Annotated in this window: 16 protein-coding genes; 6 read left to right on the forward strand and 10 right to left on the reverse strand. The window is 67.9% G+C overall.

Annotated elements, in window-relative coordinates:
- The first annotated feature begins 96 nt into the window (after positions 1-96).
- Both MLE18_RS08675 and MLE18_RS08680 read left to right on the forward strand, forming a co-directional pair.
- Positions 97-1,350 (forward strand): HDOD domain-containing protein, encoded by a 1,254-nt coding sequence (locus MLE18_RS08675; RefSeq protein WP_243438398.1) that lies wholly within the window; start codon positions 97-99, stop codon positions 1,348-1,350.
- Entirely contained in the window at positions 1,343-3,334 is a 1,992-nt protein-coding gene (locus MLE18_RS08680) for a sensor domain-containing diguanylate cyclase (protein WP_243438399.1), read from the forward strand. The genes MLE18_RS08675 and MLE18_RS08680 overlap by 8 nt, the downstream gene beginning before the upstream one ends.
- A gap of 102 nt (positions 3,335-3,436) precedes the next feature.
- Here the strand turns inward: MLE18_RS08680 and MLE18_RS08685 are convergent, their stop codons facing one another.
- Positions 3,437-5,020 (reverse strand): sigma-54 interaction domain-containing protein, encoded by a 1,584-nt coding sequence (locus MLE18_RS08685; RefSeq protein WP_243438400.1) that lies wholly within the window; start codon positions 5,018-5,020, stop codon positions 3,437-3,439.
- Between the two features lie 192 nt (positions 5,021-5,212).
- Here MLE18_RS08685 and MLE18_RS08690 point away from each other — a divergent pair, with 192 nt between their 5' ends.
- The 3 genes from MLE18_RS08690 to MLE18_RS08700 all read left to right on the forward strand — a co-directional run bounded on the left by MLE18_RS08690 (position 5,213) and on the right by MLE18_RS08700 (position 7,572).
- Positions 5,213-6,148: a hypothetical protein gene (locus MLE18_RS08690; protein ID WP_243438401.1), complete on the forward strand. Its 936-nt coding sequence runs from the start codon at positions 5,213-5,215 to the stop codon at positions 6,146-6,148.
- A 33-nt stretch (positions 6,149-6,181) separates the two neighbouring features.
- Positions 6,182-6,505, forward strand: coding sequence for a pyrimidine/purine nucleoside phosphorylase (gene ppnP / locus MLE18_RS08695; protein ID WP_243438402.1), 324 nt, complete (start codon positions 6,182-6,184; stop codon positions 6,503-6,505).
- Positions 6,506-6,585: 80 nt separating this feature from the next.
- Complete coding sequence (locus tag MLE18_RS08700; RefSeq protein WP_243438403.1) at positions 6,586-7,572, forward strand: carcinine hydrolase/isopenicillin-N N-acyltransferase family protein; 987 nt, start codon at positions 6,586-6,588, stop codon at positions 7,570-7,572.
- Between the two features lie 83 nt (positions 7,573-7,655).
- Here the strand turns inward: MLE18_RS08700 and MLE18_RS08705 are convergent, their stop codons facing one another.
- The 8 genes from MLE18_RS08705 to MLE18_RS08740 all read right to left on the reverse strand — a co-directional run bounded on the left by MLE18_RS08705 (position 7,656) and on the right by MLE18_RS08740 (position 14,645).
- The gene (locus MLE18_RS08705; RefSeq protein ID WP_243438404.1) at positions 7,656-8,693 is read right to left on the reverse strand and encodes a DUF1786 domain-containing protein; all 1,038 of its coding nucleotides are present in this window, start codon (positions 8,691-8,693) and stop codon (positions 7,656-7,658) included.
- Entirely contained in the window at positions 8,690-9,256 is a 567-nt protein-coding gene (locus MLE18_RS08710) for a hypothetical protein (protein WP_243438405.1), read from the reverse strand. Before MLE18_RS08710 ends, MLE18_RS08705 begins: the two co-directional genes overlap by 4 nt.
- Positions 9,257-9,262: 6 nt before the next feature.
- Complete coding sequence (locus tag MLE18_RS08715) at positions 9,263-9,727, reverse strand: hypothetical protein (RefSeq protein ID WP_243438406.1); 465 nt, start codon at positions 9,725-9,727, stop codon at positions 9,263-9,265.
- The gene (locus tag MLE18_RS08720; RefSeq protein WP_243438407.1) at positions 9,724-10,395 is read right to left on the reverse strand and encodes a CBS domain-containing protein; all 672 of its coding nucleotides are present in this window, start codon (positions 10,393-10,395) and stop codon (positions 9,724-9,726) included. The genes MLE18_RS08715 and MLE18_RS08720 overlap by 4 nt, the downstream gene beginning before the upstream one ends.
- 143 nt (positions 10,396-10,538) lie before the next feature.
- Positions 10,539-10,691: a hypothetical protein gene (locus MLE18_RS08725; protein WP_243438408.1), complete on the reverse strand. Its 153-nt coding sequence runs from the start codon at positions 10,689-10,691 to the stop codon at positions 10,539-10,541.
- Positions 10,692-10,860: 169 nt separating this feature from the next.
- On the reverse strand, positions 10,861-11,334 hold the full coding sequence (locus tag MLE18_RS08730) for a hypothetical protein (protein WP_243438409.1): 474 nt from the start codon (positions 11,332-11,334) through the stop codon (positions 10,861-10,863).
- Between the two features lie 1,081 nt (positions 11,335-12,415).
- Positions 12,416-13,576 (reverse strand): glycosyltransferase, encoded by a 1,161-nt coding sequence (locus MLE18_RS08735; RefSeq protein WP_243438410.1) that lies wholly within the window; start codon positions 13,574-13,576, stop codon positions 12,416-12,418.
- 4 nt (positions 13,577-13,580) lie between these two features.
- The gene (locus MLE18_RS08740; RefSeq protein WP_243438411.1) at positions 13,581-14,645 is read right to left on the reverse strand and encodes a polysaccharide deacetylase family protein; all 1,065 of its coding nucleotides are present in this window, start codon (positions 14,643-14,645) and stop codon (positions 13,581-13,583) included.
- Between the two features lie 379 nt (positions 14,646-15,024).
- Between MLE18_RS08740 and MLE18_RS08745 the strand changes: the two genes are divergently transcribed.
- Positions 15,025-15,489: a hypothetical protein gene (locus tag MLE18_RS08745; protein WP_243438412.1), complete on the forward strand. Its 465-nt coding sequence runs from the start codon at positions 15,025-15,027 to the stop codon at positions 15,487-15,489.
- Positions 15,490-15,492: 3 nt separating this feature from the next.
- Here MLE18_RS08745 and MLE18_RS08750 read toward each other — a convergent pair whose 3' ends face one another.
- Complete coding sequence (locus tag MLE18_RS08750) at positions 15,493-17,457, reverse strand: O-antigen ligase family protein (protein WP_243438413.1); 1,965 nt, start codon at positions 17,455-17,457, stop codon at positions 15,493-15,495.
- Between the last annotated feature and the right edge of the window lie 13 nt (positions 17,458-17,470).

The raw sequence follows: 17,470 nt of genomic DNA on the forward strand, positions 1-17,470 counted from the left end.
GTCTTCCCGGCTTTTCGGGCGCGACCTTGCATGAAAGGCCCATGTGGGCTATCGGAAACAAACGGAGAACCGCAACACGCAGACGGCAGGAGCACTATGGGCACGGTCTACATCGAGGATTTGCAACCCGGCATGGTGCTCGCGTCCGATGCGCGCAGCCGCCAGGGCCGCCTCCTGTTCTCCGAAGGCATCGGGCTTGACGAGCTTTCCATCCAGACGCTCAAGTTCTGGGGCGTCACGGAAGTCGCCATCCAGGGCCAGAGCCAGGCCGAGCTGGACCGCAGCCGTCTCGAGCGGATCGGCCCCGAGCGCGCCCAGGCCTACACCCGGGAGGCCGCCGCGCGCCTGCGCCTGAGCGGCACGGACCATCCGGCCGCCGCGGAACTGGCCCGGGTGGCCGTGATCCAGATGATCCAGTCCGGACATGCGCCGCAAGGCTCGTTCAGCGCCCCCAGGCCCACCCCTCCCGAGGCGGCGGCCCGCCCGTCCGACCCCCGCAAGCGTCCGAGCCTCGCCAAGCTCACGGGCGGTTCAACCAAGCTGGCGACCCTGCCCCAGGTGGTCACCCAGACCCTGGAGGCGCTCAAGAACCCAAACTTCTCCTACGGCTACGTGGCCTCCATCATCAGCAAGGACACGGCCCTCTCCGCCAAGCTGCTCAAGCTGGTCAACTCCGCGCTCTACAGCTTCCCCGAGCCCGTGGAGACCATCGACCGCGCGGTGACCGTGGTGGGAGCCAGCCGTCTGACCAGCCTGGCCCTGGGCGTCTCCATGATAAGCTACTTCTCGGACATACCCCGCGACGTCCTGGACATGCGCTCCTTCTGGAAGCACTGCCTCTCCTGCGGGGTGCTGGCCCGCCTGCTGGCGGTGACCGCCGGCCACCCCAACGAGGAGCGCTGCTTCGTGGCCGGGCTCCTGCACGACGTGGGCCGCCTGATCATGCTCAAGAACCACCCGGCCCTCGTGGCGCAGACCATCGCCCTGGCCGAGGAGCGGGACATCGCCCTGGCCGAGGCCGAACGCGAGGCATGGGGGTTCGACCACGCCCTGCTCGGCTCCAGGCTGTTGCAGGCCTGGCGCTTCCCCCCGGCCCTGGAGCACGCCGTGGCGGATCACCACGCCTACGACCCGCGCACCAGCACCCAGGACGCCGCCCTGGTCCACCTGGCCGACCTGATGGCCCACACCCTGCGCATGGGCGCAAGCGGCGCGCCGGCCGGCCCGCCGCTGATCCCAGGAGCCTGGGAGCAGATGAACATCCCTCTTTCGGCGCTCGGCGCGGCGGCAGCCCAGGGCGAGCGCCAACTCGACGACATCGGGCACATCCTGCTCGACGAGCATGTCTAGCCAGGCCGAGAGCAAGCCCCGAAGGGCCAGCCCCAAGCAGCGCCTGGAGGCCATGGAGCAGGCCTATTGCCTGACCATGGAGGCCCTCGAGCTCGCCACGGCCATGGGCGTCGGGGCCAAGTCCCGCTCCATGCACGGCTCGGCCCAGGTCCTGGCCGATTCCGCCCAGCGCGTCAGGAGCCTGGTGCCCATGAAGGCCCTGGCTTTCTACCTCATTCGCGAGCCCGGCGGCGGCTTCAACCTGGCCAAATGCTGGCCCCCGTCGCGCAGGAGGTTCTTCGAGCGGGAGATGGCCCACCTGGCCGAGACAGGCTCAGCCCCCTGGGCCCTGCACCGGGACGGGCCCGTGTTCACCACGCCCCACTCCGGCAAGGGCGAGCTGTTCGTGCACACCCTGAGCACGCCCTCGCGCATCCGGGGCATCTTCGTCGGCCTGCTGGACCAGGAGGTCAAGGCCATCCAGGACGCCCCGCTCAAGCTGGTGACCATCGTGCTGCGCAACACGGCCGCCCTGCTGGAGAGCGTGGAGCTCTACAGCCTGTGGCGCGCCGCCAACGTCCAGCTCAAGGACCGCGTGCGCGACCTGGAGCGCTCGCGGCGAAGCCTCCGCCGCGAGATCGAACGCCGCCGCGCCGTGGAGGAGCAGCTCAAGCACCAGACCCTGCACGACGCCCTCACCGGCCTGCCCAACCGCACGCTCATCCGCGACCGCATCATGCAGGCCATCCGCCGGGGCATGCGCCGGACCCGCAACCAGGAGAATGCCGCCTTCTGCGTCGCCTTCATGGACCTGGACCGCTTCAAGCTCGTCAACGACCACCTGGGCCACGCCGCGGGCGACGCCCTCCTGGTGGAGACCGGCAGGCGCGTACAGGAAGGCCTGCGCGAGCTGGACACCGTGGCCCGCATCGGGGGCGACGAGTTCGTCATACTCCTTGAGGACCTGACAAGCCCGGGCGAGGCTGTGCGCGTCATCAAGAGGGTGCGCGCCAACCTGAGCGAACCGCTGGACCTGGAAGGCTTCTCCCTGGGCATCAGCGCCAGTTTCGGGCTGGCCTTCGGCCCCAGTTCGATGAGCACCCCGGAGGAGCTCATCGAGCAGGCCGACGTGGCCATGCAGGCCGCCAAGCAGGCCGGACGGGACCGCATCCGCGTCTACTGCAAGGCCCTTCGCGCCCTGGAGCGCTCCAGGAACACCCACGTGGCCCGGCTGCGCAGCGCGCTGCACGCGGGCCGCACCACCGCGCTGTTCGTGCCAACATTCGCGGCGCAGGGGCCGAGCCTCACAGGGTTCGAGGCCGTGCCCGCCTGGGACGACGGCCAGGGCGGCTTCATCTACGGCAAGCAGCTGTGGAACCTCGCCAAGCATTCCAATCTGGAGTGGGAACTCTGGGAGCGCACCCTCTCGGAAGGGCTGTCCCAATTGGCCACCTGGCGGGAGGAGTCTGGATGCGGCGGCATGGCTTTGACCATGCACCTGGGCCGCTCCCTTGTGCCCCGCTCCGACATGCCCGACACCGTGGAGGAGGCGTTGCAGAACGTGGGCCTGCCCGGCAGCGCCCTGCGCCTTGAGGTGCCCGAGCACAGCCTGCTCGATTCCTCCGAGCGGCTCACGGAGCAGCTCAAGCGCCTGAAGCGGTTCGGGGTCAGGCTGTGCGTGGGGGACTTCGGGGAGCGCTTCTTCAGCTTCCTGGGCCAGCACCCTGAACTCATCGACAGCATGCGCATCGACCCCTGCGCTGAGGAGGCCGCAGCCCCCGAGGCCAGCCAGGAGGTCAAGTCCGCATGCCTGCGCAAGGTGGCCGACGCCCTGGGACTGGAGGCGCAGGAGCACACCCTGAGCAGGGAGGCCGTGCTCGGCCCGCATGGCCCCCTGGGCCAGGGAGCCACGGACGGGACGCTGCGCCCGCTCACCGCCCAGGAGGCGCTGGAGATGGTGCGTCGGGTCCGCTCGCGCGGGAGCCACGGCTACGCCGGGTTCTAGCGAGGCTTTGCCCTGAGGCGCATGGGGTCCGACCGGCAGGGCGCCGTAAAGCAATCAAACGGAGGATCGGGGCGAAAGGCGGGGAGAACGTTCCGGCTGAGCCTAGCGGACTTCCATGCCCTGCTGGCGGTATTCCGAGAGCTTGTTGCGCAGGGTGCGCACGGAGATGCCCAAAAGCAGGGCCGCCTGGGTCCTGTTGCCGGAGGTCTGGTCCAGGCTCTTGAGGATCATCTCCCGCTCCAGCACGTCCAGGGGCACGATGCCGGGGGGCAAGCCCCTGCCGCCGTCGTCCGGCAGGGGGGAGGCAGGCTCCGGGGGCTCCATCAGGGAGGTCACGCGCTCCATGGTCACGGGCGGCTCATCGGCCAGGGGGAACTCGTCCCCTTCGAGCAGGAAGTGGACCTTCTCGATGGGTCCGGCGCCCGCCAGCAGCACCGCGCGCTCCATCAGGTTCTGCAGTTCTCGCACGTTGCCGGGCCACTCGTAGGTCAACAGCCAGCTCCTGGCCTCCTGGGAGAAGTCGAGGCGCGTAAGGCCGTAGGCCTTGCAGTTCTTGTCCACGAAGAAGGCCGCCAGGGACAGGATGTCCTCCCCGCGCTCGCGCAGGGGCGGCAGCTTCAGCGGGATGACGTTGAGCCGGTAGTAGAGGTCCTGGCGGAACTTCCCTTCCTCAACGTATTGCTCCAGGCGGCGGTTGGTGGTGGCCAGCACGCGCACGTCCACGCGCACGGTCTCGGTGCCGCCCACGCGGTCGAACTCGCCCTCCTGCAGCACGCGAAGCAGCTTGGCCTGCAAGGCCAGCTCCATCTCGGAAATCTCGTCGAGCAGGATGGTGCCCCCGGCGGCCAGCTCGAACTTGCCCAGCTTCTTGGCGATGGCCCCGGTGAAGGCCCCCTTCTCATGGCCGAAAAGCTCGCTCTCAAGCAGGTGCTCGGGCAGGGCCGCGCAGTTGAGCGCAACGAAGGGCTTGCCCGCCCGGTCGGAGTGGGCGTGCAGGAAGCGGGCGAACATCTCCTTGCCGGTGCCGGACTCGCCGGAGATGAGCACCGTGGCCTTGGAGCGCGCCACCTGCCTGGCCAGGGCCAGCACGCGCAGCACCGCCGGGTGGCCCCCGATGATGGCGAAGCGCTCCCCCACCACCCCGGGGGATGCGGGCCGCGAGGGCGCGGGCTGTCTCGATTCGGCTGGCTGCGTGCGCTCGGGGCCTGCGGTTTCGGCCTGGGCCATGCTCTGCTGCGTCTGGGACAGGGCCGCGGCGGCTGCCAGGGGCGCAGCCACATGGGCGGACCGGGCCTGCGCCGCCGCGTCGTCGGCATCGTCCACGCAGGCCTCCACGCCGGGGAGCACGGCCAGGATCTTCTCCCAGAGCAGCGGCTCCAGCCAGTAGTCGCGCGCGCCCTGCTCCATGAAGGCCTGGGCCTCCTGGGCGGTGCCCCGGTCAGTGAAGACGATCACGGGGGGGAAGTCGTCCGCGTCGCGTCCTGCGGCAAGAAGCGCCGCTGCGCTGTAGGCCCCGCCGATCTTGGCCTGGCTGAAAACAATGCAGGGGCGGGACTTTCGGATGAAGGCCAGCGCGCCGGAAAGCGTGTCCGCAATGCCCGCCTCCATTCCGGCATCTTTAAAATGCCCGAAGAGCGGCGTGATGGTGTGGGCTTGGGCCACAAAGAGTATCGTCTTTCCCGGCATGAAAGCGTCTTATCCGCAAGTCAAACGCATTTCAACGCGTACCGTGTACTTTTGGCTTGATTTTTCACTATTTATCACCCCGCCATCCTGTGGCCCCCTTCGCGGGGCGGGCGTCGTCTTGCGCAAGCCCTTATCCGGGCTTATTTTGACATTTTCCGCAACCTGCACGATCATGCCCGCGAGGTGACACCCATGAAGATCGAGACTCGCTACGGGGTCCTAAACTCCGTGACTCATATCGAAACCGATGCGCAGGGGGCTGTGGTCTCCTGCGTGCCAGAAGGCCCCAACACTTTGGAAACCCCCTGGGGCAGGCTCACGCCCCAGCACTCCACTGACGACATGCGCCGGCCGAAGGTGGAGCCGCTGCTGTTCTATCCCGACGGCACCCTGCGCTCCGTCGCCCTGGAGACCCGCACGCCCGTGGCCACCCCGCTGGGCGAGATCATGGCCGAGATGCTCAACTTCTACCCCGACGGCAGCCTCCGCCGCGTGTTCCCGCTCAACGGCAAGCTCTCCGGCTACTGGACCGAGAAGGAGGAGGCCGCCCTGTGCGAGCCCCTGACCATCGATACCCCTGCGGGCGCGATCACCGCGCGCCTGGTGGGCGTGCAGTTCCACCCCGGCGGGCAGCTACGCAGCGTGACGCTCTGGCCCGGCGAGGTTGTGGAGATCGACACGCCGCTGGGCCGCCAGCGCGTCCGGGTGGGCATCGCCTTCCACCCCGGCGGGCAGCTGCGCTCCATCGAGCCCGAGAAGATGCTCGGCGTGCCCACGCCCATCGGCAGGCTGGAGGCTTTCGACCCGGACGTCCTGGGCATCCACGGGGACTGCAACTCCCTGTGTTTCGCACCCGATGGATCGGTCGAGGCCGTGGCCACGCCCATGAACACCGTGCAGGTGACGCTGCCCGACGGCTCCACCCGGACCTTCGCGCCGGACCGCACCCCCAGCCTCTGCGACGAGCGCGTGCAGGAGACCGTACCCTTGCGGATTTCCTTCCCGCCGGGCAAAGTGGCCTTCGGAACCGACCTCGTGGAGGAGTTCCCGCTGCAGGGCCACGAGTTCAAGGTGGGCAGGCTGCTCATGGATATCCTCGGCCCCATCAGCTACAACTGCGGCATGTGACCGTCCGCTCAACCAACAGGAGGCGCCCCCCCAATGCAGTCCCCCGAGATCTTCAAGAACGTCGACGCCAAGGCCCTGGCCAACGTTTTCTTCCAGGGCAAGGTCGTCAGCCACTCCATCACCGACGCGAACGGCGTGCGCCGCTCCCTGGGCGTGTGCCAGTCCGGCAGCTACACGTTCACCACCGGCGACCCCGAGATCATGGAGATCATCGCCGGCAAAGTCCGCGCCAAGGTGGACGGGGAGGACGAATGGGGCACCTACGGCCCCGGGCAGTCCTTCTCCATCCCGGCCAACACCTCCTTCGAGATGGTGGTGGAGGAAGGCCTGGCGCAGTACGTCTGCATCTTCGGTTAGCGCCTGTGCCGCCCGGCGGCCCAAACCACACTCTCCGGGATTCCCCTGGAGACCCGCGGAGGCGTCCGGTGTGTGACTTCATGTTGTCCATCCATGTCCAGGCGGCCTGCCGTCGCCTCCGGGTCTGCGCGCTCCTGCTGACGGCGCTGGCCCTGCTCCAGGCCCCGGTGCGGGCAGAAGCATGCACGCTGTGGTCCGCCGTGGGCGATGTCTCCGGCGGCGGGTCCCTGCTGGCCAAGAACCGGGATTTCGAGCCCGGCTCCTGGTCGCGCCTGGTGCTGGTGCGTCCCGACCGGGGCTTGGCCTACGTGGGGCTCTACGCCCTGGTTGACGGCAGGCAGACCCTGGTGGCCGGGGTGAACGAGGCGGGACTGGCCATCGTCAGCGCCACGGCCGGGAGCGTGCCCAAAGAGCAGCGCAAGGTCCCCTCCCGGGTGAAAGCCCTGGCGGCCCGTCTGTTGAGCGGCAGCGGGTCCGTGGGCGAGGCCCTGGCCAACAGGGATTGGTTCGTGGAGCACGCCCCCGTCATATACATGCTGGCGGACTCCACCAAATCAGCCTGGGTGGAGGTGGCCCCGGAAGGGGCCGTGGCCGTGCGGGAGATCGCCCCCACGGGCCGGGGCGAGTCGATGCGCGGCGGAACGCTCACCCACACCAACCACTTCCTGGCCCCGGAACTGGCCTCTGCCAACGTCTCGGTGGGCCGCAGCAGTTCGGCGCGCCTGGAGGGCATCCAGGCCATGCTGGCCCGCTCCAAGGGCCACAGCCTGGAGGAGTTCGAGCGCCTGGGCCTGGACACATCCCGCGGCCCTGACGATTCCGTCTTCCGCACCGGCTCCAAGCCCTCCTCCGCCAGGACCCTGGCCGCCTTCATGACCGAAATCCCCGCCGAGGGCTCCCCTCTGCTGATGGTGCGCAGCTGGGGCGATCCGCAGCGCACCTGGATCATGCGCCTGCCCCTGAACAGAACCTTCTGGGAGCGCACGCCCCCGGGCACAAGCCAGCTCCTGGCCTCGGATCCGGGCTTCCCGGACATGCCCCTGCCCGGTGCTCCCGGCCGCCAATAGCCCGCACAACGTACACCAAAACGTCAAACGCCCCCGGCATGTGGAATGCCGGGGGCGTTTCGCGTCGTGGTCGATCCTTGGGTTCAGCCCGCCTGTGCCTCGCCCTGGGAATGCCCCCAGGCGCTGAGCAGCCCGAAGCATCCCGTGAGCATCATGTCCCCGCCGGGGGCGGGATGGACGGCCTCCAGCCCGGGGATGTCCGCGCGGCGCGGCCCGATGACGTAGGTGGCCCGGAAGGAGGCGGGCAGCTCGCGCACGGCGCTGCCGTGCCCGCCCGAGGAGAACACCTCCTCGTGGGTCTGCTCGCCCGCGCGGAAGCGCTCCAGATGGCGCACCAGCTCATCCGGCGGGAGCATGCCCGTGTGGTGCTCGAACACGCCGTGGAGGCGGCCGCGATGCACCAGCAGCCCCAGGATGTGGCTGTTGCCCATGTTCACGATCAGGGCCCCCTCCTCCTCGGAGCTGCGGCGCACCTCGGGGTCGAAGAGCGCGCCCAGGGCGGCCGCCGGGCCCGTGTCCATGACGGGGCCGCCGCCGGTGGCGTCGTGGAGCTCGGCCAGGCGGGTGAACTCGGCTGGGGGCACGGCGTAGAGCATGTCCTCCAGCCTGCCGGAGGTGCGCTCCAGCGCGCCCTGCCAGAGCCTGAAGCGTCCGATGCGGCTGGATTGCCCGGGGTGGTGCCCGTGGTCCTGCGCGCAGGCCAGCACCAGGTCAGGCGGCTCCAGCCCGGCCTGGGCCAGCAGGCCCTGCCAGAAGCCGGGATCGTAGTCGGCCTGGTGCACGGCCACGTGCCCGGCCGGGCAGCGGTCGCTGAGGAAGATTCCGTGGCGCTCCAGGGAGGGCGGATCGTCCGTGAGGGCCAGGGCCGCCCGGGGGTGGGCGCTCACGGCCAGCCCGGCGGCTAGGTGGGCTTTCACGGCCTTGAAGAAGCCGCCGCCCATGTTGCGCCCGTGCAGGTGCAGAGGGACTCCACGCTTGGTAAGCTCCGCTATGCGGGCGGCCACCATGCGGGCCGGGGCGGGCAGCACGAACTTGGGGCAGTTCTCCAGGGGGATGCCGGGCCGGTAGAGCAGCGCGTCCTGGGTGCCGCTGCCGATATCAAGGCAGAGGATCGAATTCATTGCGCCTTCCTGGGCTGGCCGGGCAGGTTCAGGGTGGGTTCCGCTCCGCGCATCACCCTGCGCAACTGGACGAAATCCGTGTCCGGCACACGCGCCAGGAGCCTGTTGGTGGCGTCGCGCACCTCCACCGCGGAGAGCACCGGCTTGAAGGACACCCCGTCCGGCGAAACCTCGAACTCGGCAACGTAGAGCACGGCCGCCGCATTGGAGCCCACGCCCAGCCTGGCTGCCGCGGCAGGGACCTCCAGCACGGCCGTGACGCCCACCAGCCTGCTCCCTGCGCCGCGCGCCAGCCACTTGGGCTCGCCCGAGAACCAGCGGTAGGCCGCGAAGGCCTGTCCCAGCGTCACTTTGGCGTCCACCGCCGGGAAGGTGCCGTTGACCACCGCCGCCAGGGCCGGGTCCTGACCGGGCGCGGCCTGGGCCTGCCTGCCCGCCAGCGGGCCGCCGCCCTCGAGGACCGTCGGGGCGGAAGGCTTGAGCATCGCGGCCCCGGCGACGAGCAACGCGATCAGCGCCCCGGCCGCCCAGAGCACCCTGTCACCCGCGAGCAGCCGGAGCATGGCCGGCTACTCCACCGGACAAGGAAGGTTCTTGAACACGTAGCCGACCTCACCGGTGTGCCGGGTGGCGTCGTAATAGAGCATGATGTCCACGTTCCTGCCCGTTATCAGGCTGGTCCCTCCGCTCTGGGGAGTGGGTTTGCCGTGGCGGGCGGTCAACTCCTGCACGATCTTGTCGAAGTTCTCCTGCCCATCCACCTCCATGTCCACAGTGAAGAGGTAGTGGTACATGAACAGGTAGTTCAGGGACTTGAGCGGCACGCCGCACAGGTGCTTGTCGTCGCTGGCGCGGGTGCAGCGCAAGCCTTCCTCGGAATCCATCTCGCAAGCGAAGGTGTTGCCGGGGTTGAAACGCTTGCCGAAGGGAATCCCCCGGAAATCCTTGGGTTCGTCGCGCATGGCGGCCTGGGCGGGCAGGGCCAGGGCGGCCGCCAGAATCAGGGCCAGGACCGATGCGGTGGCTCGTCTCATTGGATGCTCTCCTGCGTCCATTCGGATGTGAAGTCCCTGGCGTTCTCCAGCCTGTAGCCCAGGGACTCGATCTCCCGGCGGACATGCCGGTCGTCGTCTCCGCCGTCAAGGCGCAGCACGACCATGCTGCGCCCCCCGTGCTGGAAGACGCTGGTGGAAATGATGTTCACGTTGCGCCTGCAGGCCACTCCCGTGACCTCGTGCAGCACGCCGGGCCTGTCCTCGGCCTCGAACACGAGGCGGCAGCCGCCCCTGGCCCCGCCCATGTCGTCCACGAGCACCTCGAGCATGACCTCGTGGTTGAGGTAGCCCAGCACTTCGCCGTTTCCGTCCACCACCGCGAGCGCGGCAAGGCTGCTGTCGTGCATGATGCGCGCGGCGGCTTCGATCTCGGTTTCGGGGGGCACGGGCATGATGTTCTTGCGCATGGCCATGGCCACGGTGAGCCGATGGGCCTGGAAGCTGTCCTCGACCATGCGGCCCCCGGCTGGCTGGGCCGGGAGCGCGGCGCTCACGTCCTCTCGGCGCAGATACCCCACCAGGCGGCCTTCGTCGATGGCGAGCACCACCCATATGCGCTCGCGCTCAAGCATCCTGGCTGCCTCGGAGAGGGCGGTTTGTGAACTGATTACTTTGAAATCCTTACGCATCTTAAGGCCGGCAAACATGAAGATCCTCCGGGATCGCAAAAGGCGCTCGAAAACCGTGAAGCCCCGGGCAGGGGCGTCAGGTGCGGGCGCATTCTGGAGGCAATGCGGGGGAAGGTCAAGGGTGCGGGGAGGATGCCCGCGCTCGGACGGAAGAGAAGGGCTCAGGCCAGCCAGGTCAGGGAGTAGATGCGGGCGTAGACCCTGGTCATCCTTCTGGCGTTGCCGCGGCCCAGTCCCAGGTCGCGGAGCCTGCAATAGATGTGTGCGGGGTTGAGGATGTGTTGCAGGTAATTGCGCAGCTTCACGGCTTTCATAGCTGCCTCCATCGGGAAACCGGGCGTGCGCCCGGTGATGCGTGCGGGATGCCTTCCCGTGCCATGCATTGTTCTTGCCAGCCTTATCGGAGGCCCAGGCGATTCCCTTTATGCCTTCCCGCCGCCGGGCGGGTTCCCAGGGAACCCGGCCCGGCGGGGGGTACAGGCGTTAGTTGGTCTTGGCGGTCTTGTCGGCGGGAGCGGCGCTCACCGTCTTGGCAACCTTGGCCTCAGGGGCCTTCGCCGGCTCAGCCTTCACGGTCTTGGTCTCCTCGGCCTTGGCGGCCTTGGGGGTCTCGGCCTTCACCGGCTCGACCTTGGCAGCCTTGGCTTCAGGGGCCTTCGCCGGCTCCGCCTTCACGGCCTTGGTCTCCTCGGCCTTGGCGGCCTTGGGGGTCTCGGCCTTCACAGGCTCAGCCTTGACGGTCTTGGTCTCCGTAACCTTGGCTGCCGGAACTTCGGACTTGGTCTCGAGGGCCTTGGGCGCCTCGGTCTTCGCGCTCGCTGCGGGCGCGGCCTTGGCCGGAGCTGTGTCGGGCGTGGCGGCCTTGGTCTCCGCAGGAAGCGCGGTCTTCTTCTCCGCAGCGGCCGCCGGCTTGACGTCAACGGTCTTCTTGGCCTCCACGGCGGTCTCCTGTTTCACCACTTTGGACGCATCAGCAGGCGCAGCGGCGTCGTTGGCGGCGAAAACAACAGGGGCGCTCAGCAACATGGCACAGGCAACACTGCAAGCAAGAATGCGTTTCATGACTCAAACTCCAGATTGTAGACTGTTATTGTGTCCGCCGCTGCTCACTGCGAGCCGCAATCACGAACGCACAGCATAAAGCATCAACCGTGCCAAACTTAAACAACCCGCCAACTGGCCATTCTGGCCGTATTTTTGCGCCTCCGCACGCAAAAGTACGTTTTTTTCACTTTTCGCGGCGTACGCGAGTACAGTTTTTACACTCGACTCGGGAAGGTGCCCGGTGCCGATCCCTGGCGGGTTTGCGTCCAGGCGTTCATGAACCGACGGTGACGAGGCGTGGGCATTCAGGGCAGGGGCCGCGCGGCCACGGCCGGGCCGGGCAAGGGGGAAGGGGGCTACGGACGGCCAAGATGAGCCGCCGTGGGGCGGTAAACCAGGGCTGGAGGCTGCTCAGGGGAAGGCGGGGCTGCCGGTGAAACCGGCGGATGTCGCGGCCACCGCTGCAGGCCATCCCCTGCTTCGGTTTTCGCCTGAGCCGCCGATGCCATTGGCGCTGAGGCCCCCCCGGGAGGCCGAAACGCTGCTCCGGGCGTGGGCGGAAGCCAAACTGACAGAGCCCCCCCCAACGCCAAAATGGCCGATCAATACCACCGGGGTAAGTCTAGAAGACCAGCAACGCCGACTCTGACGAATAAAAAAGAGGGCGGCCATCAAATGGTCGCCCTTATGGAAATTTCCGGGGAGCTTTAGCGCCGGAGTCGGATTGCCGACATGCTCACCTACCTTCAGGTGTGGCTCTTAATAGTGCGAATTATTGCTCCCCAGTTCCTCTGCGCCTCTCTGCGCGGGTATGGTTGGAACGGTTTATTTCGCTCACCCCTCCGTTTATCGTTGGAGGCTGACGGCCTCATGTTCAATATAAGCCTGATTTCCGGGCTGTCCAGGGAGGCAACCTCCCTCCCCCCTGAAAAACCACAAAAAAAGCCGCGACGCCCGGGGGCGTCGCGGCCTTGGGACAATCGGAGGCCCGGGCTCAGAAACCGCAGGCGGCAAGCAGCTCGGCGAGCACCTTGTCCGCATCGAAGAACTCCTCGGCGATGCGCCGCGCGCCCGCGCGGTGGCGCGGGTAGTCGGACAGCACGTTCTCGATGGCGGCCTTGGCGTTATCCACGCCGTCGAAGGTCACCAGGCCCTCGCCCACGGGCAGATAGGTGCCGAAGCCGGTGTCCTCCACGATCACGGGGCGCCCGGAGGCCAGGTAGGTGGCGGAGCGGTCCGAGAACCAGCCCGACTTGAGCTGGATGTTCTGCTCCTTGGCCACGGTGAATTCGCCCTTCGAGTCGAGGATGTAGTCGTGGTAGGCCCAAATGTCCTTGGAGAGCAGCAGGGCGTCGCGCACGTTCCAGCCGTGGGCGGCGAAGCGCTTGGCGTCCTCCTTCATGCCGCTCATGGTCAGGTCGAGCACCACGCCGGGGAGCGTGGAAGGCAGGTCGATGATGCGCTCGTACTTTTCGCACTTGCGCCAGGAGAGCCGCTTGCCCTCGTGCACGATGTCGCGGCCCTGGGCGTCCCAGCTGCCGATGGTGGTGAAGGCCTGGCCGGGGGCTTCGCGCATGGGCCACATGTCAAGCACCACGGGCATGCGGGTGGGAATGTATTCGATGCCCGCGAGGTCGATGCCCGTTGAGCCGGTGGGGATGTTGCAGCCCACGGTGAAAAAGACGTCGTGGCGCTTGTAGTAGTCCCGGGTCCAATCATCGCCCGCGATCTTGGACTGCGTGAAGATGGGGTCCGTGTCGATGATGGCCCGCACCTTGGCCTTCATGTAGGGCTCGCGCAAGGGGATGACGCCCGAGACGTTCAGGAACAGGTCCGCGTTGACGCAGTAGTTCTCCAAGGCGTCGCGCTCCATGCCCCAGAGTTTGTTCTCGAAGATGGAGTTGTAGGCCCAGCGCCCGCCAAGACCGATGGCCTCCATGGCCTCGGCGAGCACCTTGCGCCCGTGGCTGGAGTCGGCCGAGGCATAGCCCTTGTTGGGGTCGAAGGGTAGCGCCCATTCGGCCGTGTCTTCCAGGAAGATGACCTCGTGCCCAAGGCGGGTGAGCCCCTTGAGCATGTGCATGAGCATCCAGACCTGACCGCCGAGGGGAAACCCGACAGCATACCCGCCGACTACGACCTTGAGTTTGCGCATCCTTTTAGGATTCCTTCTTGCTCAACGTTTTTGTGCGTTGCCCGTTCTTGCGCTGAAGCTCCTGCATGATCCGCGTGCCCTCACGCACTGTGACCACGGGAATGTTCTCGGAGGCCAGCCACTGGCAGAGCGCGTCGAGGTTCTCGGGGGAATAAGGTTCCCAGCCGAGGGAATCGCCAACGCCGTGGAAGCAAAGAACCACCCACCCGCCATAATGCAGGCAGTGGTCCCTGATGATGTGGCTGAGCGACTGCACGGTGTCGTGCTCGTGCACCATGAAGCGCTTGATTGCGTAAGGATCGAAGGTGGCCGGGCGGTTGTCCGAGTCGCGCCCGGTGCAGGCCCTGGCGTAGTAGTCCACGCTCATGGCCTTCACGTCGTCGGTCCAGTAGTTGTAGGGGGCGATGAATGTGTCCACGTTGAAGCCCGCCTCGCGCAGGATGCGCCGGGACTGCTCCAGTTCGCGCTGGTAGGAGCCCACGCGGATGTCGAGCGACTGGGGCGGCAATGCGCGATAGGGGTGCACGTGAAGTTCCGCTATGGTCCTGTCGTACCAGTAGGAGCCTTTGGTGGCCTCCACCTGGTCGGCGCTCTCCACCGGCACCAGGGGCATTTCGTCCTGGTAGATCCCGGAGACGAGGTCGTACTCGTACTGGGCCTGGTAGTGGTCGATCCGCTTGGCGTCCAGGCGCCACCCCGGGATGCGCTCCTGGGCGTAGGTCCTGGGGATGGAGATGGGGCGGGTGTGGGTCAGGCTGTGGGAGGCCACTTCCCAGCCGGCCTGCTCCAACTCACGCACCTGGGGGATGTCCATGTAGTCGTTGTTGCCCGACGTCACCCTGCTGGCCACAATGCCCACCGTCGCCAGCTGGTTGCGCCTGCGCAGGATGGGGAAGGCCTTGGTGTAGTTGGTGATGATGCCGTCATCGAAGGTGAAGGTCATCATGCCCTTGGGCAGGCGGGGCTCCGCCGCTTCGGCGGAGGGCACGGGGATCGCTCCGGGTGCGAGGCCGGTGCCGAGCGCGGCGGTCAGCCCGGCGAGAGCACCGAGGAATTTACGTCGTTGCATGGTCCAATACTCCGTTGCGGTACCCGCTGCGGCCCCGAGTGCTCGGGGACGAGGCCGGGATTGCCGCTTTGCATGCAAATGCCGGACCGAACCGGGCATGAGCCTGCGCATGGCGACGTCCGCGGTGTCTTCCCCGGACGTTTGATATACCAAAATGGTCCTGAAATCAATGCGGACCGCCAACCAGCCTACATTACGACATTTTTGCGCCGTCCAGGACGGTGCGAGCCGCAGCGGCTTGACCCCCCGCAGCAACCTGTTAGTGTCGCGCCGCCGGCAATGACCGGCCACAGCTTGCTATCTATCGAAAATTATTTGCCATCGTGGCGCCGCCGCCCGGAAGTGACGGTCACGGTCGCCACTGATGAGGGGAACAACGATGCACCGCCCCGGATTGTACCTGGCCGCGGCCCTGACGCTCGCCGCCATCGGGCTGGCAGCCGAGGCCCACGCGGAGCCAAAACATTACCAGGTCTCACAGCGCCACTTCGAAGAGCTGGCCGACAGGTCGTCCCGTCTGGCCCGCGAGGCGGACGGCACCAGCGACATCAACGCCTGCAACTATTTCACCGCCGTGGCCATGACCTACGCCGTGCGGGCGCACGTGCTTGCCCAGCTCGCCGACCTGGCCGCGCAGCTGCGCCAGCCCGAGGACAGGGCCTTGGCCCGTCAGAAGCTGGCCGAATCTCAGGCCTACACCAGCCCCTACCTCGAAACCGACCTCAAGATGCTTGAGAACCTGAGCGCCAGCACGCGTAACTCCGGCATCCGGGAAACGGGAATGCGCCTGCTCAACGAGCTCCGAGTCTTCGCCCGCAACGTCGCGGTGCGCCCGAAGGACTAGCGCTCACAGGCCCGGCCCGAGGATCCACACGCCCAGGGCGCGGTGGTCCTTGATACCGGATTGCAGCGGGAAATATTGTCTGGAAACCCGGACGCCCACAAGGTCGCCCTCCTTGGCCGCTTCGGCCGGGATGGTCAGAGTGGCCTGGCGTTCGGGCGAGGCGTCCAGCACCGCCCTGGCCACCGTGCGCCCGCCTGCGAGCAGCTCAACGCTCACCGGGCTTGCGGCCAGGTCCGGGTGCGGCGTCCCGACCAGATAAGTCCAGGGTCCCGGTCCGGCAAGGGGCCAAGTCGAAGCGCCGCAACTCCAACGCACCGTGCGCCCCTCCACCAGTTCGGGGCCTGAAAGCCCCTGCACCCGGGCCGGGTCGGCCTGCGCGTAGTTCCCCAGGCCGTAGCGCGCGGCCGTGGCCGCCTGACCGGCGTTGAAGAGGTTCGCCAGCAGCGCCAGGCACACCGCCAGCGCGGCCACGTCGCGGCCCCTGCGGGCGGTGAACTCCGCCAGCCAGCCGCCCTCCTCGTCCTCCAGGCGCAGGCAGTGGGCCAGCATGCCGAAGCACAATAGCCATACGGCCGGGATGTAGATCATCTCCTGGAAGAAGCCGAACAGGTGGAAACTGCCCAGGGCCAGCAGCGCGGCCAGGCTGGCCGGGTCGGCCCGCCGCCGGTGGCGGATCAGGCAAAGCCGTCCGGCCCTGAGCGCCAGCAGCAGCCACAGGCCCAGCCCCAGCGCGCCGCCGCCGGCGAATATCTGGATGTACAGGTTGTGGGTGGCCTCGAAGGCCTCGGCATCCGCCGGGATGGTTTGGGCCAGGGCGCTCCGTTCCACGCTCATGAGCTTGCGGTAGTGCCAGGCGTAGGTTTCGTAGCCCATGCCCGCCAGGGGAGCCTCCAGGCCAACGAGCAGGCCGCTGCGGAACACCGTGGGGCGCGGGGTGTCCAGGAAGAGCTCAAGGCGCTGGCTTATCATGGTGGCCAGGGGGAAGTTGAGCAGCGAGATCTTGGTGGCCGCCAGGAAGCCGTAGACTCCCGCCCCCACCACGCCCACCACGGCCACGCCCAGCAGCGCGCCGCGCAGCATGCGCCGGTAGTGCAGGACGAAGAGGTCGAAGCGGCCCGTGTCGGCCACGATGAGCGCCACGGCCAGCAGCCCGGAGACCAGCCAGGCGGCGCGGGCCATGGTCAGCACCATGGCGGCCAGGGCCAGGGCCAGGAGCCCGTAGAGGGCGGGCCTGCCGCGCCTCCTGCCCAGGAGCAGCAGGAACGGGAATCCCACGCAGACGTACTCGGCGAACCAGCCGGGATTGAGGAACAACGAGGTGAGCCGGTCGCTCATGGCAAAGGCCCGCCCCTTGGCCAGGAAGAACTCGGCCAGCCCGAAGACCAGCGCGGCCGGGATGCCCGCCGCCACGCCGCGCAGCAGGGCCGCCTGCGGCCCGGCGTCGTTCAGGCGGGAGAGCGCCCAGGCGAACAGGGCGTAGAGCGCCAGGCGGTCCATGGCCGCGAAGGCGTAGAAGCTGCTGTCCGCCACGCTGTAGAACACCAGGCGCGCCCAGGCCCGGGGGCCGAAATCGAGCCAGGCTCCCGCCAGCTCGCCCAGCGGCAGCGTCACGACGCCGCAGAGCATCACGGCGACGAAGGCCGCAGCCCAGACGCGCAGCGGCCCCCAGGAGCCGTTGGTTGCGGGCTGGGCCAGCAGGGAGAGCGTGAGGCAGCTCACCAGGAAGTGCAGCACCTGGGCGTGGGCCGAGTAGGACTGGAAGCCGAAGAAGACCAGCCCCGCACCCAGGGCCGCCGTCAGATATCCGGGCAGGCTCCGCCAGCGCAGGCAGGCCGCGCAGGCCACGGCCCAGAGGAGCCCGGCCAGGCGCACGCGCGGCCCCATGTCCCAGAGCAGGATGCCGGAAAGCGATGCGTTGGCGGCCAGGAAGGCCGCCGCCAGGCCGGTGGTGAAGGTGTTGCGTCGCATGGGCCAGGGGCTT

Origin of the sequence: Fundidesulfovibrio soli, assembly GCF_022808695.1 — a bacterium.
Taxonomy (GTDB): Bacteria; Desulfobacterota; Desulfovibrionia; order Desulfovibrionales; family Desulfovibrionaceae; genus Fundidesulfovibrio; species Fundidesulfovibrio soli.

What these genes read in the sequence shown, in the direction of transcription:
- MLE18_RS08720 (WP_243438407.1), bottom strand. Translation starts at nt 10,395, where the DNA reads ATGTTTGCCGGCCTTAAGATGCGTAAGGATTTCAAAGTAATCAGTTCA.
- MLE18_RS08690 (WP_243438401.1), top strand. Translation starts at nt 5,213, where the DNA reads ATGAAGATCGAGACTCGCTACGGGGTCCTAAACTCCGTGACTCATATC.
- MLE18_RS08675 (WP_243438398.1), top strand. Translation starts at nt 97, where the DNA reads ATGGGCACGGTCTACATCGAGGATTTGCAACCCGGCATGGTGCTCGCG.
- MLE18_RS08710 (WP_243438405.1), bottom strand. Translation starts at nt 9,256, where the DNA reads ATGCTCCGGCTGCTCGCGGGTGACAGGGTGCTCTGGGCGGCCGGGGCG.
- ppnP (WP_243438402.1), top strand. Translation starts at nt 6,182, where the DNA reads ATGCAGTCCCCCGAGATCTTCAAGAACGTCGACGCCAAGGCCCTGGCC.
- MLE18_RS08680 (WP_243438399.1), top strand. Translation starts at nt 1,343, where the DNA reads ATGTCTAGCCAGGCCGAGAGCAAGCCCCGAAGGGCCAGCCCCAAGCAG.
- MLE18_RS08735 (WP_243438410.1), bottom strand. Translation starts at nt 13,576, where the DNA reads ATGCGCAAACTCAAGGTCGTAGTCGGCGGGTATGCTGTCGGGTTTCCC.
- MLE18_RS08715 (WP_243438406.1), bottom strand. Translation starts at nt 9,727, where the DNA reads ATGAGACGAGCCACCGCATCGGTCCTGGCCCTGATTCTGGCGGCCGCC.
- MLE18_RS08750 (WP_243438413.1), bottom strand. Translation starts at nt 17,457, where the DNA reads ATGCGACGCAACACCTTCACCACCGGCCTGGCGGCGGCCTTCCTGGCC.
- MLE18_RS08725 (WP_243438408.1), bottom strand. Translation starts at nt 10,691, where the DNA reads ATGAAAGCCGTGAAGCTGCGCAATTACCTGCAACACATCCTCAACCCC.
- MLE18_RS08705 (WP_243438404.1), bottom strand. Translation starts at nt 8,693, where the DNA reads ATGAATTCGATCCTCTGCCTTGATATCGGCAGCGGCACCCAGGACGCG.
- MLE18_RS08740 (WP_243438411.1), bottom strand. Translation starts at nt 14,645, where the DNA reads ATGCAACGACGTAAATTCCTCGGTGCTCTCGCCGGGCTGACCGCCGCG.
- MLE18_RS08685 (WP_243438400.1), bottom strand. Translation starts at nt 5,020, where the DNA reads ATGCCGGGAAAGACGATACTCTTTGTGGCCCAAGCCCACACCATCACG.
- MLE18_RS08745 (WP_243438412.1), top strand. Translation starts at nt 15,025, where the DNA reads ATGCACCGCCCCGGATTGTACCTGGCCGCGGCCCTGACGCTCGCCGCC.
- MLE18_RS08700 (WP_243438403.1), top strand. Translation starts at nt 6,586, where the DNA reads ATGTTGTCCATCCATGTCCAGGCGGCCTGCCGTCGCCTCCGGGTCTGC.